This is a genomic window from Rhodosalinus sp. FB01, assembly GCF_041365715.1.
Lineage (GTDB): Bacteria > Pseudomonadota > Alphaproteobacteria > Rhodobacterales > Rhodobacteraceae > Rhodosalinus.
Window position 1 is genome coordinate 92,909 of sequence record NZ_JBGFSH010000001.1, and the last position, 25,546, is coordinate 118,454.

The 25,546-nt window shown below is 72.5% G+C and carries 24 protein-coding genes; 3 read left to right on the top strand and 21 right to left on the bottom strand.

Features of this window, described 5'->3' with window-relative positions:
- Positions 1–29: 29 nt before the first annotated feature.
- From AB6A65_RS00360 to AB6A65_RS00400, 9 genes are all read right to left on the bottom strand, one after another.
- Complete coding sequence (locus AB6A65_RS00360) at positions 30–1,022, bottom strand: hypothetical protein (RefSeq protein ID WP_371036365.1); 993 nt, start codon at positions 1,020–1,022, stop codon at positions 30–32.
- Positions 1,003–2,433 carry an MBOAT family protein gene (locus AB6A65_RS00365; protein ID WP_371036366.1) on the bottom strand — a complete coding sequence of 477 codons (1,431 nt, stop codon included), beginning with the start codon at positions 2,431–2,433 and terminating at the stop codon, positions 1,003–1,005. The genes AB6A65_RS00360 and AB6A65_RS00365 overlap by 20 nt, the downstream gene beginning before the upstream one ends.
- Positions 2,434–2,454: 21 nt before the next feature.
- Positions 2,455–2,994, bottom strand: coding sequence for a hypothetical protein (locus AB6A65_RS00370; RefSeq protein ID WP_371036367.1), 540 nt, complete (start codon positions 2,992–2,994; stop codon positions 2,455–2,457).
- A 25-nt stretch (positions 2,995–3,019) separates the two neighbouring features.
- On the bottom strand, positions 3,020–3,577 hold the full coding sequence (locus AB6A65_RS00375; protein ID WP_371036368.1) for a hypothetical protein: 558 nt from the start codon (positions 3,575–3,577) through the stop codon (positions 3,020–3,022).
- Positions 3,574–3,870, bottom strand: coding sequence for a type II toxin-antitoxin system MqsA family antitoxin (locus tag AB6A65_RS00380; protein ID WP_371036369.1), 297 nt, complete (start codon positions 3,868–3,870; stop codon positions 3,574–3,576). Before AB6A65_RS00380 ends, AB6A65_RS00375 begins: the two co-directional genes overlap by 4 nt.
- The gene (locus tag AB6A65_RS00385) at positions 3,857–4,825 is read right to left on the bottom strand and encodes an alpha-ketoacid dehydrogenase subunit beta (protein ID WP_371036370.1); all 969 of its coding nucleotides are present in this window, start codon (positions 4,823–4,825) and stop codon (positions 3,857–3,859) included. Before AB6A65_RS00385 ends, AB6A65_RS00380 begins: the two co-directional genes overlap by 14 nt.
- 26 nt (positions 4,826–4,851) lie before the next feature.
- Positions 4,852–6,069, bottom strand: a complete 1,218-nt coding sequence (locus AB6A65_RS00390) for a thiamine pyrophosphate-dependent dehydrogenase E1 component subunit alpha (protein ID WP_371036371.1) — start codon at positions 6,067–6,069, stop codon at positions 4,852–4,854.
- A 104-nt stretch (positions 6,070–6,173) separates the two neighbouring features.
- Positions 6,174–6,956: a Crp/Fnr family transcriptional regulator gene (locus AB6A65_RS00395; protein WP_371036372.1), complete on the bottom strand. Its 783-nt coding sequence runs from the start codon at positions 6,954–6,956 to the stop codon at positions 6,174–6,176.
- Positions 6,953–7,387, bottom strand: coding sequence for a host attachment protein (locus AB6A65_RS00400; RefSeq protein ID WP_371036373.1), 435 nt, complete (start codon positions 7,385–7,387; stop codon positions 6,953–6,955). Before AB6A65_RS00400 ends, AB6A65_RS00395 begins: the two co-directional genes overlap by 4 nt.
- A 289-nt stretch (positions 7,388–7,676) precedes the next feature.
- On the opposite strand from AB6A65_RS00400, the gene AB6A65_RS00405 reads away from it, so the two are divergent.
- Genes AB6A65_RS00405 through AB6A65_RS00415 form a run of 3 tightly spaced genes read left to right on the top strand, consistent with a single transcriptional unit; the run spans position 7,677 to position 12,492 of the window.
- A complete protein-coding gene (locus AB6A65_RS00405; protein ID WP_371036374.1) occupies positions 7,677–8,351 on the top strand; it encodes a Crp/Fnr family transcriptional regulator in 675 nt (224 codons plus the stop codon).
- Positions 8,352–8,365: 14 nt separating this feature from the next.
- Positions 8,366–11,359: a cation-translocating P-type ATPase gene (locus tag AB6A65_RS00410; protein WP_371036375.1), complete on the top strand. Its 2,994-nt coding sequence runs from the start codon at positions 8,366–8,368 to the stop codon at positions 11,357–11,359.
- Positions 11,344–12,492 carry a methionine adenosyltransferase domain-containing protein gene (locus AB6A65_RS00415; protein ID WP_371036376.1) on the top strand — a complete coding sequence of 383 codons (1,149 nt, stop codon included), beginning with the start codon at positions 11,344–11,346 and terminating at the stop codon, positions 12,490–12,492. The genes AB6A65_RS00410 and AB6A65_RS00415 overlap by 16 nt, the downstream gene beginning before the upstream one ends.
- Here the strand turns inward: AB6A65_RS00415 and AB6A65_RS00420 are convergent.
- From AB6A65_RS00420 to AB6A65_RS00475, 12 genes are all read right to left on the bottom strand, one after another.
- Entirely contained in the window at positions 12,489–12,974 is a 486-nt protein-coding gene (locus AB6A65_RS00420; protein ID WP_371036377.1) for a hypothetical protein, read from the bottom strand. The genes AB6A65_RS00415 and AB6A65_RS00420 overlap by 4 nt on opposite strands.
- Positions 12,961–13,245 (bottom strand): DUF5132 domain-containing protein, encoded by a 285-nt coding sequence (locus tag AB6A65_RS00425; protein ID WP_371036378.1) that lies wholly within the window; start codon positions 13,243–13,245, stop codon positions 12,961–12,963. The genes AB6A65_RS00420 and AB6A65_RS00425 overlap by 14 nt, the downstream gene beginning before the upstream one ends.
- A gap of 118 nt (positions 13,246–13,363) precedes the next feature.
- Positions 13,364–14,167, bottom strand: coding sequence for a hypothetical protein (locus tag AB6A65_RS00430; protein WP_371036379.1), 804 nt, complete (start codon positions 14,165–14,167; stop codon positions 13,364–13,366).
- A 34-nt stretch (positions 14,168–14,201) separates the two neighbouring features.
- Positions 14,202–14,549: a hypothetical protein gene (locus tag AB6A65_RS00435; protein WP_371036380.1), complete on the bottom strand. Its 348-nt coding sequence runs from the start codon at positions 14,547–14,549 to the stop codon at positions 14,202–14,204.
- A 96-nt stretch (positions 14,550–14,645) separates the two neighbouring features.
- Positions 14,646–15,671, bottom strand: a complete 1,026-nt coding sequence (locus AB6A65_RS00440; RefSeq protein ID WP_371036381.1) for a hypothetical protein — start codon at positions 15,669–15,671, stop codon at positions 14,646–14,648.
- Between the two features lie 20 nt (positions 15,672–15,691).
- On the bottom strand, positions 15,692–17,746 hold the full coding sequence (locus AB6A65_RS00445) for a dynamin family protein (protein ID WP_371036382.1): 2,055 nt from the start codon (positions 17,744–17,746) through the stop codon (positions 15,692–15,694).
- Positions 17,747–17,842: 96 nt separating this feature from the next.
- The gene (locus AB6A65_RS00450) at positions 17,843–19,048 is read right to left on the bottom strand and encodes a hypothetical protein (RefSeq protein WP_371036383.1); all 1,206 of its coding nucleotides are present in this window, start codon (positions 19,046–19,048) and stop codon (positions 17,843–17,845) included.
- Complete coding sequence (locus AB6A65_RS00455; RefSeq protein WP_371036384.1) at positions 19,045–19,971, bottom strand: PP2C family serine/threonine-protein phosphatase; 927 nt, start codon at positions 19,969–19,971, stop codon at positions 19,045–19,047. The genes AB6A65_RS00450 and AB6A65_RS00455 overlap by 4 nt, the downstream gene beginning before the upstream one ends.
- Positions 19,955–20,797, bottom strand: a complete 843-nt coding sequence (locus tag AB6A65_RS00460) for an FHA domain-containing protein (protein ID WP_371036385.1) — start codon at positions 20,795–20,797, stop codon at positions 19,955–19,957. The genes AB6A65_RS00455 and AB6A65_RS00460 overlap by 17 nt, the downstream gene beginning before the upstream one ends.
- The gene (locus tag AB6A65_RS00465; protein ID WP_371036386.1) at positions 20,794–22,152 is read right to left on the bottom strand and encodes a serine/threonine-protein kinase; all 1,359 of its coding nucleotides are present in this window, start codon (positions 22,150–22,152) and stop codon (positions 20,794–20,796) included. Before AB6A65_RS00465 ends, AB6A65_RS00460 begins: the two co-directional genes overlap by 4 nt.
- Positions 22,153–22,311: 159 nt before the next feature.
- Complete coding sequence (locus AB6A65_RS00470) at positions 22,312–22,971, bottom strand: hypothetical protein (protein ID WP_371036387.1); 660 nt, start codon at positions 22,969–22,971, stop codon at positions 22,312–22,314.
- The gene (locus AB6A65_RS00475) at positions 22,968–25,433 is read right to left on the bottom strand and encodes a Lon protease family protein (RefSeq protein ID WP_371036388.1); all 2,466 of its coding nucleotides are present in this window, start codon (positions 25,431–25,433) and stop codon (positions 22,968–22,970) included. The genes AB6A65_RS00470 and AB6A65_RS00475 overlap by 4 nt, the downstream gene beginning before the upstream one ends.
- Positions 25,434–25,546: the final 113 nt, after the last annotated feature.

Genomic DNA, 25,546 nt, shown 5'->3' on the forward strand with positions numbered 1-25,546 from the left:
GTGGCGCCCGACGTGCCGTGCGGCCCGCCCTACCCGCCCTCCGTCTCGGGCGGCTCGCTCAGCAGGTCCCGCAAGTGCCTGTCGTAAAGCGCCTCGACGCCCGCGCGGTTCAGGTGGTCGGTGTCGAAGTAGAATTCCGGCACATCGAGCGCGGCGGACAGGTCCACAAGCGGCACGCCCGCCGCGTCGAGGGTCCGCGACAGCGCCGCCTCGAACGCCGGGGGGCGCGGTGCAGCGGCGCGGAACGCCTCGGGCACGGGCAGGCGCAGCACCACGACCCGCGTGCCCGCCGATCCGAGCCTGTCGAGAAGACGGGCGAAATCCTCCAGCGCCGGTCGCGCCTGCGCGAGTTCCGCGCCATCGGGGTAAAGGAACTCCATCCGCGCCCGCACGGCGTGGCGCGAGGGGCGGTGCACGCGGTCGAACGCGGCCTCCCCCTCCCAGCCCTGCGCCGGGAAGCGCTCCGGCGGGTTCAGCTTCGAAAACCCGGTGAGATAGTCGAGCAGCGCGCGGGGATCGACACCCTCCGCCCTCACCGCCCCCGCCAGCAGCGCGACGGTCGAGGCCCGCAGCGGCGTCAGGCGCAGCAGGGCGCGATCCTCGATACGCCCCGCGTTCCAGCGCCGATCGAAGAAGGCGAAATCGTCCAGCACGTAAAGCGCGCGTGCAGGCGCCACGTCACGGAGGGCCTGATCGGCCACCATCCGCATGTAAAGCGGCCCGGCCCCCGTTTCGGCGAGGATCAGCATCCGTTGTCCGGTGTCCTCCTCGAGCCGCCGCGGCACCTCTCCCCAGTCGAGGGGCAGCGCGTGCGACGCGCCGAGGACGACCCAGTCCGCTGCCGCGCCCCGCGCGGCCAGCAGCCGCTGGAACGGCGCCTCCGCGCCGGCCCGGGCCACGCGGAATTCGGCGATCACGGCGGCGGCGGCGTAAAGTGCGAGGAACCCTGCCGCAAAGAGCCCGAGCCCTGCCCAGCTCGGTCGGGCACGCTTGAGGTTTTGATCAGAACTGCATGTAGACAAAGCTTTCTCCCTGCCAGCGGCCAATCAGCACGAGGGCGAAGAGCGCGGCGTACCACCCTGCCCAGCGCAAGGCGCGCGGCGCCCTCGCAAGGCGCAGGCGGATGGCGCGGCTTTCCTGCGCGGCCTCGCACAAGAGCAGCCCCGCCACGAGCGCGGCGAGAAAACCGTGCTCGGCGGTGAAGGGGTAGCGCACGACGAGCCCGGGAAGCTCCGGCAGCGCCGCCCAGATGCGCCGGGCCACGGTCACGCCGTCGGAAAGCCCGCCCGCACGGAAGAAGATCCAGCTCACGAGAACGAGGTGGAAGACGACGATCGCCGCGAGGATCGCGTGGACCCGCGCCCAGGGCGACCCCTCGAGCCGCGCGGCCAGGCGCGCGCGCCAGGGCGCGAGCCCGCGCTCGGCACAGAGATAGATGCCGTTCAGCGCCCCCCACACGACGAAGCCCGCGCCGATCCCGTAGCCGAGCCCCGCGTGCCAGACCCCGCTGACGACGAAGACGACCATGATCGCGGCATAGACCCGCAGCGGGCCCGCCCGCCGGCCCAGAAGCGGGCGGAAGAGATAGTCGCGGAACCATTGCGACAGCGAGATGTGCCAGCGCTCCGACCAGAACGTGCCGATGGAAGTGGCGAAATACGCGCGGCGGAAATTGCGGTTGAGCTCGATCCCGAAAAGCCGCGAACTGCCCCGCGCGATATCGGTGTAGCCCGAGAAGTCGCAGTAGATCTGGAATGCGAAGAAGTAGGTTGCGAGCAGAAGCTCCATCGGCACCAGGTAGGCGGGCGCGGCGTAGGCGCGATCCACGAAGGGCGCGAGGTTGTCGGCCACCACGACCTTTTTCACCAGCCCCCAGACGATGAGTTGCGCCGCGCCCGCCACGAGCGCGGGATGCAGGCGCGGCGCCTGGGCCAGCTCCGCGGCGAAGGGCTTCGCCCGCTCGATCGGGCCGGCGAGGATCTTCGGGAACCAGGCCAGCAGAAGAAGCTCCTGCCCCGGCGTCGCGCCGAGCGCCCGCGCCTGCCGGTAGCGGTCCGCCAGCAGCGCGATGGCCGTGCAGGCGTAGAAGGAGAAGCCCGGCGGCGCCTCGAGCCCCAGTTCGAGCGGCAGGCCGAGCGCCCCGACGGCCGCGTCGTGGTACTTGAGCGCCCACATGAGGGCGAGGATCGCGCCCCCCCCGGCCCAGAGCGCCGCCCCCCGCCCCGCCGCGTCTTCCCGGGCAAGCCGCCGGCCCGCCGCCAGCGCGACCGCCGCCACCGCGCCCAGCGCGACGAGGTGCGACAGCCCGAAGGAGGCGTAGAAGCCAAGGCTCGCCAGGACCAGCACGGGCAGCCGGGCGCGGCCCGGCAGCGCCCAGGCGGCGAGCGCGACGGCCGGAAGAAAGATCAGGTAGCCGAGGGAGGTGAACAGCATCCCCGCCCCCGGCCCCGCGCCTCAGTAGGAGGCGCCGCCCGCGCGCAACTCGCGGGGGATGAGGTCGATCGGGATGCCCGCATTGACCACCAGGTACTCCGCGAGCAGCCGGCGGTCGGCCTCGGTCATCTCGATCTCGATGTGGCTGGGCGAGTTCATGGTGCCGAGCCACGCCTCGACGGTGCGGTCCTGCGTGACCGTCACCGTGATGATGTGACAGGACTGGCAGAGCGCGAGCGCGAGGTCGCGCCCGTCGCGCGGCATCTCGCCCCCGGGGTCGAAGGGCGCGCGCGCGGCGAGATACTGGGCGAGCGTCTCGGTCTGCCACTGGTCGAGGTCCGTATCCCCGAGGCGGGCCATCCACGCGTCCTCGTCGGCGTCCTCGGTCGCCACGGCCCGTGCGAGTCCCTCCGGCGCGTTTCCGTCGAGAAGCCCCGCGAGCAGCGTCCGCCCGCCATCGGGGATGAAGGAGAAGATGTCGTCCTCCTGGGCGAGCGCCAGCCCGGCGGCGAGCCCCGCGACGGCGGTGGCGGAGAAGGCGAGGTATCTCGGCGGTCTCATGGGCGCATCTCCCTCGGGTCTGGGCTCAGAAACGGAGTTCGGGCGGCACGTCGCCGACCTTCATCGGCATGTTGAGCGCCGAGTAGGTCGCGAAGGTGGCGCGCTCCGTCTCCGTCATCGGTATCTCGAGGTGGAAGGGCGCCTTGAAGGTGCTCTTCCACCCCTCCACGTCGCGGTCATGCGTCAGGTAGCCGGTGAACATGGAATGGCAGAACTGGCACTGCGCGACGGCGAGGTCCTTCCCGTCGGGCGGCAGGAGCGCGGGATCGCCGCTGTCCGCCAGACGCTCCAGCACGTCGGTCCCGACGGGAAAATTCAGCTCGGCATAGGCGGCGAAGGTCCGGGCGGCGACATCCTCGATGTCCGGGGCCCGCGACCGCGCCCACGCCGTCCAGGCGTCCGCGTCGGCCTCGCGCCCCGCGGTCCTCGCCAGCAGGGCCGGATCGTCCCCGCCCAGCCGCTCGGCGAGGATCGTCCGGCCGCCGGGCGGCATGAAGCCGAACGTGTCGCCCCCTTGGGCGAAGGCCGCCGCGCCCGCCAGCGCGACAGCCAGCGCCGCGGTGAGGATTCCGGAGCCTGTCATCCGCCGCCCCCCTCATCCGGCGCGAGGCGGAAGACCGGCACGGAAAGACGCCGCGCCGCGCGCGCCTCGGGAAATCCCGAGCCGCGCAGCCTGTCGAGCCGCATCGCCGTCTCGTCGTCGTAGAAACGCTCGTTGCAGCCGGTGCAGACGAGCGCGGGCACGTCCTCGACCACCACGAGGCGCTCGCCCTCCCAAAGCGCGGTCTGCACCCGCGTCTCTTGCAGGTGGCCGCCCCGGCACAGGTCGCACACCGGGGCGGCGGGCAGGTCGGCGCGCGCCTCAGAGAAGGGCACGGGCCGCCTCCACCACGTTTTCGGGGCCCGGCCGCATCCACAGGAACATCTCCGGCGAGGCGGGCGGCGGCGCGTCTGGGAAGGCCACGCGCTTGACCTTCACCCCGTCCACGTTCTCCACCGCGCGCGCGATCACCTCCGCGCCCGGGCAGAGCGTGTAGTAGGACTGGTCCACCGTAAGCAGCCGCCTGGTCTTGGCGACCGAGGTCACGATGGTCTCGGTGTCCATCTGGTTGAGCGCGCGCAGGTCGATCACCTCCACGCTCGCGCCCTCGCCGGTCCGCGTCTCGGCGGCCTCGAGCGCGGTGCGCATCCCCGCGCCCGAACTCACGATGGTCAGGTCGCTTCCCTCCATCCGCACGGCGGCCTTGTCGAGCGGCACCTCGAACGCCTCGTCCGGCACCTCCTCGGTGAGCGTCCGCAGCCCCGCCGGGTAGAGGTAGACGACCGGGTCGGGCGAGCGCAGCGCGGCGTGCATCAGCCCCTTGGCGTCATGGGGCGTGGACGGGATCACCGTGCGCACGCCGGGGATGTGCATGTAGTAGCTGTCCTCCTCGTAGCAGGAGTGCTGCTGTCCGAAGCCCGGCGTCTGTCCGGTCATCTCGATGATCCAGACCACCGGCACCGAGGCCCGTCCACCGGTCTTGTGGCGCAGCTTGCTGGCCACGTTCTGGATCACCTCGAAGGGCATGCACGCGCCCTGGTAGGGGATGTAGGTGGCCGATTTCGACCCCGCGAGGCCCGCGCCGATCACCGCCGAGGCCATCCAGTTCTCGTCGATGCCGGTGTTGACCACGCGCTTTCGCCCGAACTCGGTCTCCAGGTTGATCACCGGCTGGCCGGGGTTCGAGGCCACCGGCGGGGTGAGTTCGAAGATCCAGGTCATCGCCGGGTCTTCGCGCATCTCGTACTGCACGGCCTCGAGGACCGAATACATCCAGCTTTTCTGTGCCATCTTGGTATCCTCCGGTCAGCGGGCCATCATCCGAATTGACGGGCGGGCACGGTGCCTTCGGCAAACACGTGCTTGAGCCCGTCCTCGGGGTTGCAAAGCGGCTGCGAGAGCCCCCATTCGAAGGCGGCCTCGATCTCGGCCTTGACCTCCTTCTCGATGTCGGCCGCGCCGGCCTCGTCGGTCACGCCCCAGTCCACCAGCACCCGGCGGCAGATATCCACCGGATCGCGCTGCATCCATTCGCGCAGCTCGCGCTCGGGCCGGAAGGAGGTGATCGCCAGCGGGTCGTATCCGAAGGCGCCGAGTTCGCCCTCCTTGGCGCCGGGCGCGCCCCAGTGGTTGTAGTAGCGGTAGGTCTTGGCCTCGATGAAGCTTGGCCCCCCGCCGGCGCGCGCGCGCTCCACGGCCTCTTTCGCCGCGTTGTAGACCTGGATCACGTCCTGCCCGTCCACCGTGCGCGACGGGATGCCGTAGGCGGCCGCGGCCGAGGCGATGTCCTCGTGCGGGCACGACAGCGAGTAATGCGCGTACTGGGGATAGAGGTTGTTTTCGCACACGTAGATGAGCGGCAGGTCCAGAAGCTTCGCGTTGTTGAGGGTGGAGTGGAAATGCGGCGCGGCGTAATTGCCGTCGCCGGCGAAGACCACCGCGACCTGGTCGGATCCCCGCGCGCGGAACGCGAAGGCCGAGCCGCTGGCGCTCACCGGCGCGGGCCCGATCATGCCGTCGGCGCCGGCGAAGCCCACATCGGGGTCGGCGATGTGCATCTCGGCGCCGTAGCCGCCGTTCATGCCGGTGGCGCGAAAGTCCATCTCGGCGACCATCTTCGGAATGTCGACGCCCTTGGCGATGGCGTGCCCCGAGGGCCGGTGCGACGAGTAGACGAGGTCGAGCTGGTCGCGCGGGCCCGAATTGCGCAGGTTGGCGCAGACGCCGGTCGCCACGGCCTCCTGGCCCGCGTAGAAGTGATTGTAGCCGCGATAATCTGGGTTCGTCAGCATCTGGTCGGCCTGCGTGCGCTCATGCCAGCGGATGCGCAGGATTGTGCGATACATGTCGATCAGCTTTTCGTCCGGCAGGTCGTGGGCGTAGTAGGGCACCTCCACCTGGCCCCAGGCCCGGCGGCCGACCGAAACGGCGGCCCCCGTCAGGGCGGCGAGTTTCAGGAAGCCGCGCCGCGAGTTCGACGCGGGCACATCCTCGCATCCGGTCTCCGCGACCGGGGTATCGGCAGTGTCGTGCATGGTTTTCCTCCCGAGTTCGGCGCGGATGCCCCGCGCCCCGCGGTCGCCGGACTCCTCCCTTCCGGGACCGCTTGAGGGCAGGGTACGCCCGGCCCGGGGCCGAATCATTGATGGCGCACAACGCTCCGGTCGCCGCGCGGGCCGATCACCTGCCACGGCGCGGGGCCCGGGGCGCCCTCCGCGCCGGCCGGGTCGAGCCGCGCGAGCCGCCTGAGGCCCGCGATGTCGGGGATCCGGTAGCGGTGGCGGGCCAGCGTCTCGACCAGCCCCTCGTCGGCGAGCCCCCTGACCACGCGGCTCACCGTTTCGACGGTGGTGTCGGACATGTCCGCCCAGTCGCCGCGCGACACCCGCATCGTCACGCGCAGACTGCCGTCGGGCAGACGGTCCACCGGCATGCACTCGGTCGCCTGAACGAGAAACGCGATGACCCGTTCCCGGCTCGTCAGCCGGCCGCGCAGCCAGATCGCGTCCTGCAGGCGTCGCAGATGCGCGGCGGCGTTGTCGAGGATCCGGTGCCGCAGCGCGGTGTCCCGCCCGAAGGCCGCGCGGAAGGCGGCGCCCGAGATCTCGCAGACCTCGGTGTCGCTCGCCGCCTCGACCGAAAAGCCCAGCGCGCGCCCGGGAAAGGCCGGCACCACGTCTCCCGCCGCGAGGAGCGCCATCACCACCCGGTCGCCGTCGCACCCGAAGCGCAACATGCGCAGATAGCCGCGCCGCAGCAGGAAGAGACGTTCCGGCACCTCCCCTTCGTGGACGAGGGTCTCGCCCTTGGCGAGATGGCGCACGCGCACGCCGCTCAACGCGGCGAACCGGCAGTCCCCGCCCTTGCGAAGCTCGCATGTCCCGCAAACCCGCTTGGACGGCAGTGTGGCGATATCGGTCATGGTCTCTCTCCGGTGATGCGATGACTCTCGAAAGATTGCAGAACCGTCGCGCGCAGCGTCGTTTCTGGCAGGATCACGAGGTTGCGCGGCTCTTCCAGAATGACGGTGGACCAGAGCGCGGGCGGCGCGGCGGCGCGCAGCGCCGACAGCATCCGGGGTTCGGCGAAAACGGCCAGCCGGGTGAAATCCCCGGCCACGCGATGGGTGTCGAGAAACCGCAGAAGCGTGCGCGCGAATTGCGCGACGTCTTCCTCGGGCCCGGCTGCGGTGCCCGGCGCGGCGCCGGACAGCGCGGCGCGCATGCCGCGCGCCTGCGGCCGCTCCACGAGTTCCGTCGGCGGGTCGGCATCACCACCGCCACGCTCGAGGCCGCGAAGGATGCGCGCGCGCACGCAATCCGACACCAACGCCCAGATCCGAAACGCAACCATTCCCCCTCCCGCGAATGATCGGGCCTCGATCCGAGCATGAACCTTCCGTAACGTCATTGACTGCCGTCAACCGATCCGCATTGTGCGATAATCGGAAAGTGCTGCGTCCCGGACGGTAGCCGTGCTACCTTTGTCGTCTGGCGTGCAGTGACCACCGCGCGGTGGCATGGGGGACCTTATGATCGAAATGAAGCCTGCCAGGCAGGACGGGCACAGGGACGGTTGCGGCCTGAGCGCCATGCCCTTGTTCCGCGCGCTTCCCGCAACCGTGCGGACGGAGCTGGCCACCATGGCCAAGCCCATCCGCTACGCCCGCGACGAGACGGTCTTTCCCGCCCATGTGCCGCAGGATCACGTGGGCTGCGTCACCCGGGGCGTGCTGAGGCTGGAGAAGCTGCTTTCCGACGGGCAGCAGCAGATCATCGGCATCCTCGTGGCCTCCGACATGTTCGGCCGGATGTTCGACGGGCCCCTCGGCTACGCGATCGAGGCCGCCACCGACGCCGAGGTCTGCCTGTTCCGCCGCGGGCCGTTCGAGGATCTGCTGGGACGGTCGCCGGAACTCGAGAAGCTGGTGATCCTCAACATCCTGAACGAGGTGGACGCGGCGCTCGAATGGGTGGGCGTGCTCGCCAACCGCAAGGTTTCGGCCCGGGCGGCCTCCTTCCTGCTGATGCTCTGCCGCCGCTGGGCCGCGCAGACCGGCGCGCTCTCGCTCGACCACGGGCGGATCGAGGTCACCGTGCCGCTCCGCCGGCACGACCTCGCGCTTTTCCTCGGCACCCGCCCCGAGACGCTGAGCCGCGCCTTCCATAGCCTGGCAGAGGACGGCTTCATCGCCATGCACTCCCCCTACCGGTTCGAGATCCGCGACCTCGACGGGCTGACACGGCTTTCGGGGCAGGACTATCTCTCGGACACCGACCCGCTTCTGCAACTGGCGCGCGCCGCGTCGAACAGCTGAACGCGGCGGGCGCCTTGACCGGCGTCAAGGCCGCGGGTCACATCACCGGGCATCACTGGCCCATGGGATCCTGCGCCGTGCAGACCGCCGCCTCCGAGGGGATCACGCTTGCCCACCGCACGCGCGGCGGCCGGATCCGCCTGCGCGTGCCCCCCCTGCCCGACCACGCGCGCAGCATGGCCCGCCTTGGCGCGGCGCTCGACGCAGACCCGCGCGTCGAGGAGGTGCGCGCGCGGGCCGCCACCGGCAGCGTCATCCTGCGCGCGCCCGCGCTGACGAGCGACGCGGCGGTCCTGTCGCTTGCGCGGGAGGCGCTCGGCCGCGCCCTCTCGCCGGACGCGCCGGCCCCCTCTCGCGGCGCGCCGCGGCCGGAACGGGCGGCGCGGGACTGGCACGCCGAGCCCGCCGAGGACGTGCTGGCAAGTCTCGGCACGGACCCGGACCGGGGCCTCGGCGACACGCAGGCCGAACGGCGCCGCGCCCGCCACGGCCCGAACGTGCTGCCGCAGGACGAGCGGCAATCGCAGTTGGCCCTCTTCGCGCAACAGTTCAACAGCCTGCCGGTCGCCATGCTCACCGTCTCGTCGGTGTTTTCCATCGCCACGGGCGGGGTCGCGGACGCGGTGGCCACGCTGTCGGTCGTGGGCGTCAACGCCGTCTTCGGCTTCGTCACGGAAGCACAGGCCGAGGCGGCGATCCACAAGCTCATGGACACCTCACAGGAGGAGGTGAGCGCGATCCGCGACGGCCGGCGGCTGCGCATCGGCGCCGCGCATCTCGTTCCCGGCGACATCGTGGAGGTGCGCGCGGGCACGCAGCTGGCCGCCGACATGCGCCTTCTCGCGGCCGAGAACCTGCGGGTGGACGAATCCGCGCTGACCGGGGAAACGCTTCCCGTCTCGAAGGATCCCGCCGCGCGGGTCGAGGCCGATGCGCCGGTGGGCGCGCGCGCCACCCTGCTGCATGGCGGCACGCTGGTGGCCGAGGGGTCGGGCCGCGCGGTCGTCGTGGAAACCGGCGCGCACACCGCGGCGGCGCGGATCTCGCTCCTGAGCAGCGGCGCGCAACGGCCCCGCGCCCCCGTCGAGGAAGAGCTCGAACGGCTGAGCGGCACGCTCGCGAAGCTTTCGCTGCTCGCCTGCGGGGCGTTCTTCGGCATAGGCTGGGCGCGCGGCATGGCGCTGTCGGCGATCCTGAAGGACGCGCTCGCGCTCGCCGTGGCGGCCGTGCCCGAGGGGCTGCCGGTCGTGGCCACCACCACGATGTCGCTGGGGCTGCGGCGGATGGAGAGGAAGGGCATCCTCGTGCGCCAGATGGACGCGGTGGAGACGCTGGGCGCGCTTCAGGTCATCTGCCTCGACAAGACGGGCACGCTGACACGCAACCGTCTCACGGTCTGCGAGGGGGCGGCGGGCCTTCGGCGGACCGAAGAGCTTGCGGATCCCGCGCTCGCCACGCTGGCCGAGGTGGCCGCGCTCAACAACGACGCAGAGCCCGGCGCCGATGGGGCCCGGGGCTCCTCGGGCACGGAGCGCGCGCTCCTCGATTTCGCCGCCGCCCACGGCGTCGACGCGGCGGCGCTGCGCGCCGCGTCCCCGCGCGACGGCGTGGTCGAGCGCACGCTGAGCCGGCCATGGATGGCCACGACCCACGGCGACGGGACGGGCTGTTTCCTGGTGAAGGGATCGCCCGACGCGGTGCTGGCCATGTGCGACAGCTACCTCGAGGATGGCGAGCACCGCGCCCTCGACGAGGAGACGCGCGCGCGGGTCCGGCAACTCAACGACGAGATCGCGGCGCGGCCCGCGCGGGTACTGGGCTTCGCGCGCGGGCCGGTTCCCGACGATCCGGAGAGCCCCGCGGGCCTGACCTGGCTCGGCCTTCTGGGCATGTCGGACCCGGTCCGCGAGGGTGCGAAGGACTTCATCGCGGCGATGCACGGCGCGGGCCTGCGCACCATCATGATCACCGGCGACCAGGTCGCCACCGCCGAGGCCATCGCCCGCGAACTCGACCTGGCCGCGGGCGAGGCGCTCCGCATCGTGGACGCGCCGCGGCTGGGCGATCTCTCGCCCGAGGTGCTGGCCGGCATCGCGCGCCGGACCCATGTCTTCTCGCGGGTGAGCGCGCAGCACAAGCTCGCCATCGTCAAGGCGTTGCAAAGCTCGGGCCAGGTGGTCGCGATGACGGGCGACGGGGTGAACGACGGGCCGGCGCTCAAGGCCGCCGACATCGGCATCGCCATGGGCGCCACCGGCACCGACCTCGCCCGCGAGGTCGCGAACGTCGTCATCCGCGACGACGAGCTGCGCACGCTGGAGGACGCCATCGCGCAGGGCCGTTCGGTCTACCGCAACATTCGCCGCGCGCTGGAGTTCCTGATCACCACCAACATGTCCGAGATCGCCGTCGGGCTGGTGGAGGCCGCCCACGGCCCGAACGAGCTCGAGACGCCGATGGAGCTTCTCTGGATCAACCTCGTCAGCGACGTGCTGCCGGGCCTCGGCCTCGCGCTCGCGGACCCGGACCCGGACGTGATGCGCCGCCCGCCCCGCGCGCCGGGAGAGCCGATCATCCCCGAGCGCGATTTCCGCCGCATGGGCCTCGATGGCGGGACCATCGCCGCGTCCGCGCTGGTGTCGCATTTCGTGGGGCTCGCCCGCTACGGGCCGGGGCCGAAAACGCGGGGGATGACCTTCCTGTCGCTGTCGCTCGGGCAGCTTCTCTACACCATGATGTGCCAGCGCTCGGACGTCCGAGAGCTTCGGCCCGACAAGCTTCTGGAGAACCGCGCGCTCGACGGGGCGGTGCTCGTCTCCTCGGGGCTCGCGGTGCTGCCCTTCTTCGTGCCGCCGCTCCGGCGGCTTCTCGGTGTCGCGCCCATCGGGCTTTCGGACAGCGCGATCGCGCTCACCGGCGCGGTGGCGCCGGCCGCGGCGGTCCTTGCCCGGCGCGGCGTGCGCATCGACCTCGACACGGTGGAGGGACGCCCATGCGGGACTTCGTGATGACCTCGGATTCGGTGACGGCCGGGCATCCGGACAAGCTTTGCGACCGGATCAGCGACGCGGTGGTGGACGCCTGGCTCTGCCACGGGCTGCGCGCGGGCGTCGCGGCGGAATGCGCCGTGGCCTCCGGCGTGGTGTTCCTGTCCGTCCGGTCGGGCGCGGGCGCGCCGGTGGATCCGGCCGCCATCGCGCGCAAGGTGGTCGCGGAGGCGGGCTATGGCGATGATGCCGAGGACGGCGATGCCCCGACCGTGGTCCTCGAGATGCGCGAGGACGATACGCTCTCGCCCGACCGCGTGACCGAGGCCGTCTCGCGCCACATGGTCACCGCCTTCGGCTACGCGGTGGCGGGGGCGCCCGCGGCGATGCCCGCCCCCATCGAGGCCGCCCACCGGATCACCGCCGCGCTCGATGCCGCGCGCAAGGACGGGCGCCTGCCCTGGCTGAGCCCCGACGCGCAGGCGCAGGTGGCGGTGCGCCATGCCGATCGCCGGGCGGCGGAGGTGACCGCCATCGCGCTCAACGTCGCGCTGGCCGAGGCGATGTCCCACGCCACCGTGCGCGAGGCGCTCGAGGCCGAGATCGTGGGCCCCGCCCTCGACGGGCTCGGGGTGGGCCGCATGCGGGACATGCGCTTCTCGCTCACCGTGCACCCTGGCCGGGGCGGTCCCTCGGCCCACTCCGGCCTGACCGGGCGCAAGACCGGCGACGACACCTACGGCGCCTTCATCCGCCACGGCGGCTCGGCGCTGAGCGGCAAGGACCCGTCGCGCGTGGACCGCATCGCCGCCTACGCCGCGCGCCACGCCGCCCGCGCCGTCACCGCGGCGGGGCTGGCGCGGGAATGCGAGGTGCAGCTCTCCTACATGCCGGGCGACTCCGCCCCCCATGACCTGGAGGTGGACAGCCACGGCTCCGGCGCCTTGCCCGACGCCGAGATCGCGCGCAGGCTCGCCCGCGCCATCGACTTCCGCGTGGGCGCGATCCAGGAGCGCTTCGGCCTCTGGGAGCTGCCGGGCCGCCATGACGGCAGCTTCTACCAGCGCCTCGCGGCGCACGGGCACATGGGGCGCGAGCGCCTCGGCGCACCGTGGGAGGACACGGACGCCGCCGCGTCGCTGGCGCGCGGCTAGCCGCGCTTGCCGCGTTCGAGAAGCGAGAAGGCCGTCATGGCGAGCGTCGTGGCCGGGCCCGCCACCCGCCCGCGCGCCAGCTGAACGATCGCCGCGCCCAGAAGCGCGACCGCCAGCGTGCTGCGCAGATCGAGCGCGCCCTCCGTCCGGCGCGCGAGTTCCATGTCGGTCCGCGCAAGGCCGAGCTGCATGACCTGCCCCACCGCCACCGGCCTCGGCGCGTCGACGATCCGGACGAGGTCCGACCCCGCCAGGGCCTCCAGCACCTCCCCGGCCGGGGCCAGCGTTTCGATGATGACGCTGCCGGTCCGCGGGCGCACCAGCGCGCGCGCCACCCCCGTCAGGTCGGCCAGCCCGTCGGCGAAGGCCGCAAGCGCCGCACCCTGGGGCACCGGCGACTGGAAGCGCAGGCGCACGCGGCGGCCGGAGCGGTGCACGAGGCAGAGGCGGGGCGGTCGGGCCGTGCCCTCAGTCGGCATCATCGGCGGCGCCCGGGGCGGCCGTGCCGGCCGCCTCCTGCGCGGCGGCGTGGCGCTCGGCCTCCATTTCCTCGCGGATCTCCGCGGCGATGTCCTCGAAGTGCTCGAACGCCTCCGCCCCCGCCTTGCGGAACTCGTCATAGGCGACGGTTCCGGTGCGCAGCGCGGCCCGCGCCAGCGGCTTGCTCGCGCGGCCGACCGCCGGGGCGACGCCGGGGATCAGCATGACGGCGCCGACCGCGACCGTCGCGCCGAGAAGGAAAGACTTGTTCATGTCGGACGCCCGCTCCATCTGCGATCGTCTCGAAGGCTACACGCTGCGCCGGCGCGACAAAAGTCCCCGGCGCGGCAGAGGCGGAAAAATCCGCGCCCCCCGCTTCCGGCCCCCGCGGTCAGGTGGCGCGCACGCTCTGCCAGAGCCGCATGGCCGGCGCGAGGCCCGCGTCGTCCAGCAGGGCGATCAGCATGTCGCCGCCCTGCCCCGCCACGGCGAGATGCCCGCCGGCCGGCGCGGGCAGGCCGAAAAGCAGAAGCCCCTCCTCCCGAAGCTCCGCGGCGGGCGGTGTTTCGCCGCCCACCAGCCCTTCGAGCGCCGTCTCGCTCCAGCCGGTCAGCGTCTCGATCAGCGCCCCGTCGCCCTTGAGCACCGTGATCTGCGCGCCGCTCGCGCGGAAGGCGGCCCGCAGATGCACCTCGAGCCCCTCCACGAGCGCCGCCAGCGCATCCCCGCCGGCCCGTTTCGGCGCGAGCGCCGTGCCGACGCCCAGCGCCTCGGCAAGGCGCGCGGCCGAGATCCCGGTCTCGCCCGTCTCGGTGCCGTCGCCGCGCGGCGCGGAGGAAACCCGCAGCCGCGACGCGCCGGCCGCAAGACCGCTCAGCAGCGCGGCGAGGGCTTCAAGGTGATCCTCCTCCGCGCCGGAAAGCGGCGTCCCGGCGAGCGCCTCGGCCTCAGGGCCCAGACCGTCCGGCAAGGGCGGAACGAGCCGCAAGAGACGCCGGCCCGACGCCTCGCAGAGAAGCCGGCCACGCCCCTCGAAATCGAAGGCGATCACGCGGCCGAGAACGGTGGCGTCGATCTGTCGGACGATGACGGCGAGCGCGTCCTCGGGGGCCGAAAGCGCATGTTCCCGCGCGGGCGCCACCCCTTCGGAGGCCACCCGCCGCAGCACGGCGCGCAGATCGTCGAGCCCGTTCAAGGGCGCGCCCCCCGGCCCATGGGTCCGGACCCGCTCATCCCGCCCCCGCGAACGCGGCGCGCCCCGCCTCGAGAAGCCGCTCCGGCGGGACGCCCGGCGCGCAGAGGCAGCACAGCGCCTCGCCCGGCTCGGCGGGATCGCGGAAAAAGGCGCGGCAGGTCACCGGGGTCAGCACCACGGCGGTGTCGGGCTCCGCCCCCTCGAACGCGCCCGCGCCGGAAAAGAGCCGGGCCGCCTCGGCGCACAGCGCGTCGAGGTTCTCCTGCGGGTGTTTCAGCGCGGCGTCGGCGGCGAGCACGGTCCCCGAGAAAACGTCGGCGAACACCGCGAGTTCGCATTCGGGCAGATCGGCGCGCAGCTGGGCGAGATCATCGGCGGTCATCGGCGGGCCTGTCCGGGTCTGTGGATGCCCGCCGTTCTGCGTCAGCGCGCCCGCGGATACAAGCCCCGCGTGCGCGCCGCCCGGGCCGCGCCCCCGTCAGAAGAGCGACGGCGCCTTCTCGCCCGGCCCCGGGCGTGCGCGGCGGCGGCCGCCGCCCGATGGCGGCGCCACGCGGCGCGGCAGCACTGCGGCGTCGGCCGGTGCCGGCTCTCCGGGGCGTTCGGGCTGCGCCTCGTCCTCGTAGGGGCCCGCGGCGTCGGTGTCGGGCGCCCCGGCGCTCTCCTGCGGCGGCTGCCCGCTCTGGCGGGCGCGCAGGCGATCGGCGATCTTTTCGGGTGCCGCGGCCTCCGCGCCCGCCGACCCGGTCTCGGCCGGGGCCGCCGAGGGAAGGCGCGGCGCGCCCTTCGGACGCCGGGCGACCTGCTCGACGAGATCCTCCAGAAGCTCCACCAGCGCATCGGTGAAGGCCGCCGCGCCGCTTTCCTCCCAGAGCTCGGGATCGCCCTCGGCCTCCAGCGCCTCGGTAAGCGAGATCGGGTAGACGGCGTGGAAACAACCCTCGACCGCGCGCTCCACCCGGCGGAAGACGCGCGTCCGGTCGGTCTCGGACAGGATCTTGTCCATCCGCGTGACGAGCAGCAGGCTCTTCTCCTGCAATTCGAGCGGCACCTCCTCCCAGACCGCGGCCTCGGACTGGCGCCAGGCCTGGGTGGCCGGCGTGCACCAGATCACCGCATCCGCCTCCTCGAGCACGGCCTGCCAGACTTCGGGATCCATGTTCGGGTCCGAGGTGCCGGGCGCGTCGATGAGGTCGCAAAGCCCGAGGATGCCCGCCCGCAGGAAGACGCGCACGGCGCGCGTGTCCTCCACGCCGACGCGACTGAGGCCCTCGGCGTCGAGCCTGACATGCTCGCCCGCATGGGTGATGCGGAAGGGCGCACCGTCGCCTTCGCTGTACCACACCGGGGGCAGCTGGGTGGCGATCACCTTCACGGGCGAGACGGCCTGCTCCATCAGCAGGTTCGCCAGCGTGCTCTTGCCGGAACTGAATTCGCCCATCAGCACGATGCGGGGCTTGCGGCCGCTCACGGGCAGGCTCTGGATCTCGCTGGTCTCGGACATGGGTCGCGCCCTCCTCCGGGTCAGGTGTTGTCGAAGGCTGCCAGCACCGACAGCGTGGATTTCAGCGTGTCCCAGCGCTGCTGGCCGCCGCCGATCTGCGCGCGCAGCTCGCCCGCGTCGAGATCGGCGCGCTCGGCCAGGTCCATGAGGACCGCGCGCTGGCCCGACAGGAATTCCGCGAGCGCCGCCTCGATCCCCCGCGCGTAGGCGGCCGCGTGATCGGTCTCGAGCGCCTGCACGACGGGCAGCGTCTCGGCGTGGATGAGATCGGTGAACTCGCGCGCGAAGGACGCGTAGCTGCGCCGCCGCCGCCACCAGCGGGTCCACCAGTTGCCCTTGAGGTCGAGCGCGATGGTCTGACCCAGAAGCACCGGCGCGGGGGCGGCGGGCACCGGCGGCGCCTCGAGCGCGAAACTCTTCTCGGGGATGGAGAAGGCGCGCAGGTAGAGATCGCAGATCTCCGATGTGGTGCGGTAGAACACGTCCTCGCCGATCTTCGAGGCCGCGCGCGCGTAGACCCGGTAGCCGGAGCGCAGAAGCAGGCGCAGCCCGCTCGGCTCGTAGATCCAGACCTTCTTTTCGCCGTGCTTTTCCAGATGCTGGATGAGCGAGGCGGCCGCACGGTCGAGGAAGGTGCGGTGCGTGCCGGCCGCGCGCCCGCGGAAGTCGTCGAGCGCGGCGTCGAGGCGGCTGCGCAGCTCTTCCAGCCGTTCGGCCTCGATCCGGTCGATCTCGGCGCCGATCCGGTCCGGGTCGATCGGCGTGACGGACGCGCCCTCCGCGCCGCGCGAGACGACGCTGCGCGAGGCGGAAAGACCGTTCGCGAGGTTGCGCGCCGCGCGCGCGATCTTCGCCTCGAGCTCCGCGCCGGGGCCGCTGTCGGCGCGTTCGGCGATGGCCTTGCCGAGCGCGGGCAAGCCCGACAGGCTCCAGATCATCGAGTCGACGGACGGGTCGGCGTTCTCGGCGGACACCTCCGACTGCGCCCAGTTGAGCAGCGCCTCGCCGCTCGCGCCCTTGAGCCCGTCATAGCGGCCGCTCAGCGCGTGGTTGGCCCAGAAGGCGCTGCCGAAGATGATCTGCGCCTCGGCCGGGCCGCCATGGCTCTGCAGCGTGGCCCGGATGCTGTCGCGGATCTCCGGCACCTCCCGCCCCGGGTCGGCCAGCTCGTCGATGCGGTTCACGAAGATGACGACCTCGCGCGACTTGATGTTCGAGATCAGCCGGATCAGCGCCATGTCCACCGACGACAGCGCCTGATGCGCCGACAGCACCACCACGCAGATCCGGCTTTCGCGGATCGCGTGGATGGTGATCTGCTCGCGGATCATGAAGGTGTCGTTCACGCCCGGCGTGTCGCGGATGCACAGCTTCATCGGCAGCTCGGGCTGACCGAAATGCAGGTCCGCGGCCTTGGTGATGTCGGCGAAACGGCCCTGCCGGTCCTCCGGGCTGGCGTCGAGATCGTCGCCGAGGCAGACGTAACGCTGGACGAGCTCCTCGTCGAAATAGCCGTAGTCATGCTCCTGCCCGAGCAGCATCTCGAACTTCCGGCCGAGCCTGCGGCGCGATTTCTCGCGCATCTCCTCGAGCTGCTGTCGGACCTTCTCGATCTCCTGCTCGGCGCCGGCGCGGCGGGCCAGCTCGCCCACGCGGCCGCCGCGCTCCAGCAGCCGGCCCCACTCCTCCTCGCTGAAGAAACGGAACCGCGCCGAATTGCCCACCGCGGTCTGGCGCGGGTCCATGTGCAGGGAGGTGACCACCGAGGTCCACGGATTGACGTCGGCCGGCAGAAGGCCCGGCCAGCCGATCATCGCGTTGACGAGCGAGGTCTTGCCCGCCTTCACCTGCCCGATCATCGTCACGCTCGGCTCGAACTCGCGCAGCCGCTTGCGCATCCGCTGCGCGGCGATGTCGATCGCGCGATCGCCGGCCTCGCCGATATCGGCGATGGCCCGGTCGAGGGTCTCGATCCGGCCGGCGCGGCCCGAGAACCCGGCATAGGTGGCCGACAGGAGGCCCGATTTCGGCGGCACACGCTCGGCAGGGTCGAGGCGGAGTTTTTCGGCAGTCATGTCAAACGGTCCCCCGGGGGATGGCGGCGCGGCCCGGCGGGGGCCACGCGGCGTGGTCAGGTCGGCGCGGCGCGCCGGTGATGGGGCGCAGCGGGGTCATGCCGCGAGTTCCTGCGCGAACTCCTCGCGCAGTTGCAGAAGCAGCGTCGCGGCCTCGCGGGCCTGCTCCTCGCCGCCCTCGAGCTGGAGCAGCACGGCAAGCTCGCTCGCCTCGATCACCGCGCGGTGCAGCGCGGCGCCCGAGACGTCGTCGGGCGCGTCGGCCTCCAGCAGGTCGGCCAGGCGCTCGGTGGTCTCCGTGCAATGGGCCAGCACGTCGCCGGCCCAGCCGCCTTGCGCCTCGGCGTCGGCGAGGCGTTCGAGAAGCGCGCGGGCGCGGGCGCGGAGGTAGAGAAAGGGGCGCGACAGGCGCGTCACGTCGGCCGGGCGGCGCGGTGCGGCCACGGCCGCGCCCGGATCGGCGGGCGGGGACCCCGCGTCGGCGGGACGGTTCGGCGCGGGGGCGCTGTCGTCTTCGGCGTCCGCGGTCTCGGCGGCGGGCCTCGGCTCGAAGCGGTTCAGGAACAGCATCGCGGCGTCCAGATCCTCGGCCAGCGCGTGGTCGATGTCGCGCGCGAGGCGCGCGAAAAGCGCCTCCATGCCCGCCAGCGTCCCGGCCGCGCCGTCAGCCGCCGGCGCGACGGGGTAGCGTCCGTCGAAGCCGGCCTCGGCCCAGCCTTCGACGGCGGGCGCGTCCGGGTCGGTCTGCACCAGAAGCGCGTGATGCTTGAGCGCCTCGGGCCCGTCGCGCCAGAACGCCCGCTCCTCATCGCCGAAGCGCCGCGTGCACCAGAGCGCCAGATCGGTGCGCGGCGCGCACCAGCGCAGCGCCGCGCGCATGTCGCGCGGCGTGCCCTCGGCCGCCACCAGAAGAAAGGACATGCGGCGCAGCGCGGGCAGCGGCGCCTCGATCCGCAGGAAGACCGCGCCCTTGGCCAGAAGCGCCGCGTCGGGCAGCCCGTCGCGTGTCAGCGTCGCGCCGTCCGCGAGCGTGGCCGTGGTCCGCGCCGCCTCGCCGAAGGCAAGCTGGCAGGTCGGCAGCACCGTGTCGCCGGCCGCGATCGCATGTCCGGCGAAGGCATCGAGAAGCCGGCGCTTTCCCGCCCCCGGCAGGCCCAGGATCGCCACGCGGACGGGACGGCGTAGCGCGTCGATGATGCGCCCGCAGCGATCCGCGGCACGCGGCGGCAGGGCGCGCGCGTCGCGTGCCGCCTCCAGCCGGGCCAGCGCGCCGGCCGCGTCGATGCGCGGGGCGACCGTCACGTCGACCTCCGCTGGCGCGCGCCGCCGACAAGCTGGCGCAGGGCGCCGAAGGCGCTGGCCGCCGCCGCGCCGGGCGCGAAGCGGCCATCGGCCCCGGGAAGAAAGGGCGCCATGCCCAGGCGCGAGGGCGTCTGCGCGTCCGAAACCCGGATGACGACCAGCGCGACGTTGTCCTGGTCGGGATCGTCGAGCGCGGCCACGCCGTCGAGCAACGCCGCGGCGATCGTGTCGCTCGACTGCGCGGCATGGCGCTCGAGGATGCCCGCGATCGTGGCGTCGTCGAGGAATTGCAGACCGTCGCTGGCCATCACCACCACGTCGCCCGGCACAAGCGGAAGCGGCTCCGCCGGGCAGTCCATCCGCTCGATCGCCTCCCCCATCAGCACCGCGGACAGGCAATTGCGCTGCGGGTGGCAGCGCGCCACCTCGGCGTCCATCAGCCCTTCGCTGACCATCAGGTCGATCTGCGCGGCCAGGGAGTGGTCCTCGTTGAGCCGCGAGAGGGCTCCGTCGCGAAAGAGGTAGAGCGGCGAGTCGCCCACCGACGCCCAGTGCAGGCAGCCGCCCTGCACCACCGTGGCCACGACGGTCCCGCCCATCCCGTCGCAGTCGCTCCGGGCGTCGCCGTGGGCGCGGACGCTTTCGTTCGCGCCCTCCACCGCGTGACGCAGGATCGCGGGTGTCGCGTCGCGGAAGCGGTCGGCCTCGGCGCCGTGCAGCATGAGTTCGCTGAAGACCTCCGTGACGATGAGACGGCTGGCGAGGTCGCCCGCGGCATGGCCGCCCATGCCGTCCGACAGCACGGCGATGCCGATCTCCCCGCCTTGGGGAAAGCCCGTGATCACGGCATCCTCCTGCCGCTCCCGGCGCCCCTGAGACAGCGCCGAGGCGGTATCGAGAAGCAGTTCAGCGGCCTGCAGCATCGGCCTGCCCGTCCGTTTCGCCCAACTCCCAACGGAAGCCGGGACCGCACAGGGCGACGAAGCGCAGCACCGTCTTGCCCACGCGGATCAGGTCGCCATCCTCCAGATCCTCGGTGGCGAGCACGGGGTTGCCATTGCGCCGCACGATGTTCGACTTGCCGCCGTGACCGACGAAGAAGCGGTTCTGCTCGTCGTCGTAGGCGACCGCCGCGTGGTGATCGCGCGAGATGCTGGTATCGCCGAAATCGAGCTGGATGGTCTGCCCGTCGCCCCGCCCGATGGTCGACACGCCCGCGGCGACCGAGAAGGAGGCCCCGCGGCCGGGCCCTTCCCCCACGACGAGCCAGCCGGCCGGGAACTCGGCGGTGGGCGCGCGCGCGACGGGCGGCTGCGCGAAGACATCCTTCGGCAACTCCTCGCCGTGAAAGCCCACAAGCCGGGTCTTGACCCGTCCGGCGCGCGCGGTCCGGCCGGGCGCCACGGCCGGGGCGGGCGCCTCGGGGGCCGCATCCTCCCGGTCGGGGTCCGGCTCCGGCTCGAGATCCCAGATCTTCGGCGCGGCGGTCTCGGCGTCGTCGGCGCCGTCCTGCGCGGGCGCCTCGGGCGCGGGCGGCGCGGTGCGGGCCCCGGCGATCTGGACGAGCTCCTCGGCGACGTCGCGCCCGGGCGTGTCGCCGCCGTTCTCCGCCGTCGCCCCGCCCTCGGCGCGGCGCGGGCGCTCGGCCGCGATCTCGGCGAAATCCCGGACATAGGGCACGTCTTCGGAACTGTCCTCCTGGCGCGCCCGGGGGCGCTTGCGCACGATCACGTCTCGGAGCTGCCTCATCTCTGTCTCTGCGCCTCTCTGTAATTGCCGGGACGGGTTCGGGGCCGCCGCCACAGGAACCGGGCCGCGCCCGAAAGCAGCCGTGGCAGCAGCCGCGGCGCCGGGGCGGCGGCGGGCGGCGCGGCCGCGGGCCCGCGGCTGGCGGCCGGCCGCGCCTCCGCCTCCGGATAAAGATCCTCAAAGGAGACGGGATCGCGGCGCGGACGGATCCGCGACGGGAAGTCGGACATCCGCGAGCCGACCGGCACGGTCAGCGGCTCGCCCGGCGCCCGCGCCGCGACCGCCTCCCGGGCCGCGGCCTCCGCGGCCGATGGCGCGGTCCTGTCGTCCTCTTCGATCGCCTGCAGGGACTGCGTGACGAGCATGGATATCTTGTGCTCCATGTCCTTGTCCTTCTGCGCCTGGGCGCGCAGCATGGCCTCGCGGCGCTCGGTGTCCACCATCTCGCGCCACTCCTCGGCGCTGTCGAGGCGATCCTTGGGAAAGACGCTCAGGCACTGGTTGAGCGCGGTGAGGAAATAGGCGTCGTAGCCCTTCGTGCCGTTGCCGAGGGGGACATAGGGGTCGAGGCGGTTCTCGGCCGTCGCGGCAAGCCGCAGGTGGCTGTTCGGCGGCGGACGGCCGTTGATGAGATGGTAGAAGGTGGCGGCAAGGGCGTAGAGATCGCTCGAGCGGCCCTGGTAGCTGCCCGCGAGGTAGTATTCCTGCGGCGAGTAGCCGTCCTTCACCGTGTGCACCTTGGACAGGATCCGGCTCGCGCGGCTCGCGCTTTCGCGCGCCGCGCCGAAGTCGATCAGCACCGGACTGTTGTCGGGATCGAGCAGGATGTTGTCGGGCGAGATGTCGCGGTGCAGGATCCCGCGCTCGTGGATGTAGGCCACGGCGTCGAGCAGCTGGATCAGCAGCCGCTTTATCGTCCGGGGCGTCAGCAGGTCCCGCTCCTCCTCCATGATCTGGAGAAGGTCCCGCCCCTCGATGAAATCGAGCGCCATGTAGGCGGTGCCGTTGTCCTTGAAGATCTGGTGCACGCCCACGATGTTAGGATGCTCGAGCGCGGAAAGCGCGCGCGCCTCGCGCTCGAACAGCTCGATGATCTTGTCGAAATCGGACTGGTAGGAGCGCGAGCGCAGCCGCACGTTGTCGCTCTTGCGGCAGCACATGGCGCCGGGAAAGCACTCCTTGATCACGACCTTCCGGCCCAGGCTGTCGCGCGCAAGATAGGTGATCCCGAACCCGCCGGAGTTCAGGTAGCTGTCGATGGTGTATTGGCCGCCGCACAGCTCGGTCCCGGGGCGCAGCGCGTCCCCGAACTCTTCTGCCGGATCGACGGCGATGTCTTCGGTCTGCTCGGTCACGTCCTCGTCCTCGTCCTTGACGCAAGGCAGGATGCGAACCTCCCTTAGAGAGGAGGATTGCGGCCATTGAGGCGCGAGAAAGTGTCTGAAAGGTGTCGTGTTTCGGGTGAATCTTCGTCGCCGTTCCGGGCGGGGCGAAGCGCGCCGCGGGGCGCCGCGTCAGCCCGCGCGCGGCGCCGCCAGCAGCACGGGACCCCGCGCCGCGTCAAGAAGGGCGCGCAGCCCCGCGCGGCCGAGCGCCAGCGCGTCGGCCCGGTCGATCACGAGGCAGGCGACGCTCATCCGGCCGAGCCGCGCGCGCCCGGCCGCATCGAGCCCCGATTCGACGAGATCCGCGCCCATCCGGCCGGCAAGGTCGGCCGCCAGCGGGTAGAGCGGCCCGGGCCCGTCCCCTCGTGCCGACACGAGCACCACGCGCCCGGCGGCCGCTGTGTCCGCGCCCTGCCCGATCACCACGAGATCCCAGTCCGCCGCCGCGCCCAGAAGCCCCTCCGCCAGCTCGGCCTCCCGCCGCTCGAAACTCCAGCCGGTGCCGGCCTGCGCGGCGAAGGCGCGCAGCGCCGCCTCGAAGGCGCGCGCGTCGCCGGACGCAAGGCGCGCGAAGGCCGCCCGGCCCGGCGCGGGCGACAGCTCTCCGCCGAAACTCACCAGCCTCTGCCCCGGCAGCTCGGCCAGGCGGCCCGGCAGCGGATCGGCCAAGAGGAGCCCGCCCACCCGGCCGAGCGCGCGCCCCCGCAGCAGTTCGGCCAGGCGCAGGGCACGCCGCGCCTCCGCGAAGCTGCCCGCCCCGACGAGAAGCCGCGGCGCGGGGGCGCTCATGGCGCGCCCTCCCCGTCCGGTCCCCCGGCGCCCGGCCGCGACGGCGCCCGCACGAAGGCGCGCCGCGCCTCGGCGAAGCGGCGCAGCGCCGCGTCCACGCGCCCGTTGACGCTCTCGGGCGGGAATTCCCCATCCTCGCCGCGCGTGCCCGCGGGCGTTCCGGTCAGGATCCCGACCCCCTCGTCGACGCGCGACACCGGGATCACGCGGAACTCGCCCGCGCGCACCGCCTCCACCACCTCGTCGCGCAGCATCAGGTGGGCCACGTTCGCCTCGGGGATGAGCACGCCCTGCCGCCCCGTCAGGCCGCGCGCGGCGCAGGTCTCGAAGAAGCCCTCGATCTTTTCGTTCACCCCGCCGATGGGCTGAACCTCGCCCTTCTGGTTGATCGAGCCCGTCACGGCGAGGCCCTGGTCGATCGGCAACCCCGCAAGCGCCGACAGCAGCGCGTAAAGCTCCGCGGAGGAGGCGCTGTCGCCGTCGACGCCGCCATAGCTCTGCTCGAAGACGAGGCTCGCATGAAGCGAGAAGGGCAGATCGCGCGCGTAGGTGCCCGTGAGGTAGCCCGACAGGATCATTACCCCCTTGGAATGCAGCGGGCCGCCAAGCTCCACCTCGCGCTCGATGTCCACGAGCTTGCCCGCGCCCAGGCGCACCCGCGCGGTGATCCGCGAGGGCCGGCCGAAGGCGTAGTCGCCCAGCCCGATGACCGACAACCCGTTGATCTGCCCGACCTCCGCGCCCGCGGTGTCGATGAGCACGGTGCCGCGGCGGATCGCCTCCTGCATCCGGTCGCGGAGGCGCGAGGCGCGGCGCTCGCGCGCCGTGACCGCGGCCGCGATGTCCCCGGCGCCGATCTCTTCTCCGCCCCGCGCGCCGGCGTAATGGTCGGCCTCCTGCATCAGGTTGCCCAGCGCCTCGAGCCGCAGGCTGAGCTTTTCCGTGTCGCCCGCAAGGCGAGCCGCCTCGTCGGCGAGACGCGCGACGCCCGCCGCGGTGAGCGCGCGCAGCCCCGCCGCGCGCGCCTGCGATCCGAAAAGTCGCGCGAAGCCCATCAGCGTCTCGTCATCGCGGTCCGCGACATCGTCGAAATCGGCCTGAAGCTTGAAAAGACGTGCGAAATCCGGATCGAGCATCACCAGCAGCGCATGGAGCATCCGGTCGCCCACCAGCGCCACCCGAAGGTCGAGCGGGATCGGGTCGGGCTCGAGCGAGGTGGTGGAGACGAGGCTCATCCGCTCGCCGAGCGAGGAGATGGTGATCTCGCCGTTGCGCAGGCAGCGTTTGAGCCCGTCCCAGGCGTAGGGCTCGGACAGGATGCGCCGCGCGTCGAGCACGAGAAAGCCGCCGTTGGCGCGGTGCAGCGCGCCGGGCTTGATCATAGTGAAGTTCGTGACGAGGGAGCCCATATGCGTGGCGTGCTCGATCCGCCCGACCACGCGGTCGAGCGTCGGCAGCGCCTCGTGCTCGAGCGGCGCGCCGGTCTCGGTCTCGGCCTCCTGCCCCACCATGACGTTGACGGCGTAGCGGCCGAAGACCGGGTCCATGTGCGCCTTGCCCACGGTGTCGGGGAACGGGGCGTCCTTCGACTGCGCGGCGCGGCGCAGGAAAAGCTCGGCGTTGGCCACGATGTCCTCGCGCAGCTCGGCCACGAAATCCTGGATGTCCGGAATGGTGTCGAAGGCCTCGGCCACCTCGGCCACGCGCGCGTCCACCACGCGCTTGGCCATCGCCGCGTTCAGCGCCTCCACCCGTTCGCGGTGGCGCTTGGCGCGGCGCGGCGCCTCGCGCAGCACGACCGCCAGCTCCTCCTGAAGGCGCGCGATCTTGGCGTCGATCTCGGCGCGCTCCTCCTCGTCGAGTTTGCGGTAGTCGTCGGGTTTGACGAGCTCGCCGTCGCGCAGCGCGCTCAGCATGAAGCCCATCGGCGTGCGCAGGAGCGCGATGTCCTCGGCGCGGGCGCGCTCGGCGAACTCCTCGAGCGAGGACTCCTCTTCCTCGCTGAACTCCTGCTCGATGGCGCGGCGCTGGCTCTGGTAGTCATCGGACTCGAAAAGCGCGGGCAGATCGCTGGCCAGATCGTCCACGAGGTCCTGCATCGCCGCGCGCAGGGGGATCGCCACGCCGGCGGGCAGCCCGATCGCGCGCGGCTTGTGCTCGGCCTCGAAGTTGTTGACGTAGACCCAGTCCTTCGGGCGCGGCCGATCGGCGGCCGCCTCGCCCAGGATCCGCATGAGCGCGCTGTGGCGCCCCGTACCCTCGGGGCCCAGCGCGAAGACGTTGAAATCCCGGTGCGGGATCGCGCCGGCAAGGCGGATCGCGTCGAGCGCGCGCTCCTGCCCGATAAGGTCGGCCGGCCCGTCGAGCTCGGCCGTGCTGGCGAAGGGGAACGCGGACGGGTCGCAGCGCGTCTGCAACCGCTCCGCGGGCAGCCCTTCGGGTCCGCTTGCTGTCGCTGCCATCGCCGCCTCCCCGTCGTCGCTGCGCCCACCTGAACATCACGGCGCGGGCGGGGCCTTGACTTGCGTCAACGCCCCTGGCGCGCGAGGGACGTGACAGCCGCGCCGTTTCGTCC

Bases quoted from the DNA above. Each gene is read 5' to 3' on its own strand.
- AB6A65_RS00365 (WP_371036366.1), bottom strand. From the start codon at position 2,433: ATGCTGTTCACCTCCCTCGGCTACCTGATCTTTCTTCCGGCCGTCGCG.
- AB6A65_RS00370 (WP_371036367.1), bottom strand. From the start codon at position 2,994: ATGAGACCGCCGAGATACCTCGCCTTCTCCGCCACCGCCGTCGCGGGG.
- AB6A65_RS00375 (WP_371036368.1), bottom strand. From the start codon at position 3,577: ATGACAGGCTCCGGAATCCTCACCGCGGCGCTGGCTGTCGCGCTGGCG.
- AB6A65_RS00385 (WP_371036370.1), bottom strand. From the start codon at position 4,825: ATGGCACAGAAAAGCTGGATGTATTCGGTCCTCGAGGCCGTGCAGTAC.
- AB6A65_RS00390 (WP_371036371.1), bottom strand. From the start codon at position 6,069: ATGCACGACACTGCCGATACCCCGGTCGCGGAGACCGGATGCGAGGAT.
- AB6A65_RS00395 (WP_371036372.1), bottom strand. From the start codon at position 6,956: ATGACCGATATCGCCACACTGCCGTCCAAGCGGGTTTGCGGGACATGC.
- AB6A65_RS00400 (WP_371036373.1), bottom strand. From the start codon at position 7,387: ATGGTTGCGTTTCGGATCTGGGCGTTGGTGTCGGATTGCGTGCGCGCG.
- AB6A65_RS00405 (WP_371036374.1), top strand. From the start codon at position 7,677: ATGGCCAAGCCCATCCGCTACGCCCGCGACGAGACGGTCTTTCCCGCC.
- AB6A65_RS00415 (WP_371036376.1), top strand. From the start codon at position 11,344: ATGCGGGACTTCGTGATGACCTCGGATTCGGTGACGGCCGGGCATCCG.
- AB6A65_RS00420 (WP_371036377.1), bottom strand. From the start codon at position 12,974: ATGATGCCGACTGAGGGCACGGCCCGACCGCCCCGCCTCTGCCTCGTG.
- AB6A65_RS00425 (WP_371036378.1), bottom strand. From the start codon at position 13,245: ATGAACAAGTCTTTCCTTCTCGGCGCGACGGTCGCGGTCGGCGCCGTC.
- AB6A65_RS00435 (WP_371036380.1), bottom strand. From the start codon at position 14,549: ATGACCGCCGATGATCTCGCCCAGCTGCGCGCCGATCTGCCCGAATGC.
- AB6A65_RS00440 (WP_371036381.1), bottom strand. From the start codon at position 15,671: ATGTCCGAGACCAGCGAGATCCAGAGCCTGCCCGTGAGCGGCCGCAAG.
- AB6A65_RS00445 (WP_371036382.1), bottom strand. From the start codon at position 17,746: ATGACTGCCGAAAAACTCCGCCTCGACCCTGCCGAGCGTGTGCCGCCG.
- AB6A65_RS00455 (WP_371036384.1), bottom strand. From the start codon at position 19,971: ATGCTGCAGGCCGCTGAACTGCTTCTCGATACCGCCTCGGCGCTGTCT.
- AB6A65_RS00460 (WP_371036385.1), bottom strand. From the start codon at position 20,797: ATGAGGCAGCTCCGAGACGTGATCGTGCGCAAGCGCCCCCGGGCGCGC.
- AB6A65_RS00470 (WP_371036387.1), bottom strand. From the start codon at position 22,971: ATGAGCGCCCCCGCGCCGCGGCTTCTCGTCGGGGCGGGCAGCTTCGCG.
- AB6A65_RS00475 (WP_371036388.1), bottom strand. From the start codon at position 25,433: ATGGCAGCGACAGCAAGCGGACCCGAAGGGCTGCCCGCGGAGCGGTTG.